Here is a 601-nt window from a genome sequence, read left to right as displayed (position 1 = left end):
AGCCATCGTTGCCGCCTCGATGGCGCGGTAGCGGGCGATCACCGCCTCGCCCAGCGGCGTCAGCCGGGCGCCGCCGCCGCCGGCCCCGCCGGGGGCGGCCTGCACCACCGGCTGGCCGAGCTGGCGGCTCAGCTCGTCCGCCAGCTCCCAGGCGCGGCGATAGGACATGCGCAGCGCCCGCCCGGCGGCGGAGATCGAGCCGCGCGCGCGGATTTCTTCCAGCAGCCGCACCTTGCCGGGGCCGATGCGGGCGCCGCCCGGCAACTCGATGCGCAGGCTGAGGCGCGGCGCGGCCGTTGCCGTCTCCCGGCGGGGCGGCATGTCAGGGCGCCGCCTCGGCCGCGCCGCCGCTGAAGGCGACCGACTTCACCAGCGCCCAGACAGGCTGGCCGGACACCAGGGACAGGCGCCGCACCGCATCCTCGGTCAGCCGGGCCAGCAGCACCGCCTCGCCGACGCGCAGCCGCAGCATGCGCTCGTGCGGCGGGCCGGGCTCGATCGCCTCCAGCACGGCCGGCAGCTGGTTGCCGATCGACAGGCCGGGCAGCGGCGCGGTGGCCACGGCGACATCGCGGGCGCGCAGCCGCAGCCTCAGCCGGCT

2 protein-coding genes are annotated in these 601 nt (G+C 78.2%); both read right to left on the bottom strand.

Annotated elements, in window-relative coordinates; all coding sequences use genetic code 11:
• On the bottom strand, positions 1 to 321 hold a 321-nt coding region (locus HMPREF0731_RS22685; RefSeq protein ID WP_007006621.1), incomplete at its 3' end, for a winged helix-turn-helix domain-containing protein.
• Between the two features lies 1 nt (position 322).
• The coding region (locus tag HMPREF0731_RS22680) for a TOBE domain-containing protein (protein WP_007006620.1) at positions 323 to 601 on the bottom strand (279 nt) is incomplete at its 5' end.

The sequence above is a fragment of the Pseudoroseomonas cervicalis ATCC 49957 genome (assembly GCF_000164635.1).
GTDB classification, from domain to species: Bacteria; Pseudomonadota; Alphaproteobacteria; order Acetobacterales; family Acetobacteraceae; genus Pseudoroseomonas; species Pseudoroseomonas cervicalis.
The sequence above is the reverse complement of the archived record's forward strand: the minus strand, read 5'-3'. Positions and strand labels throughout refer to the sequence as shown.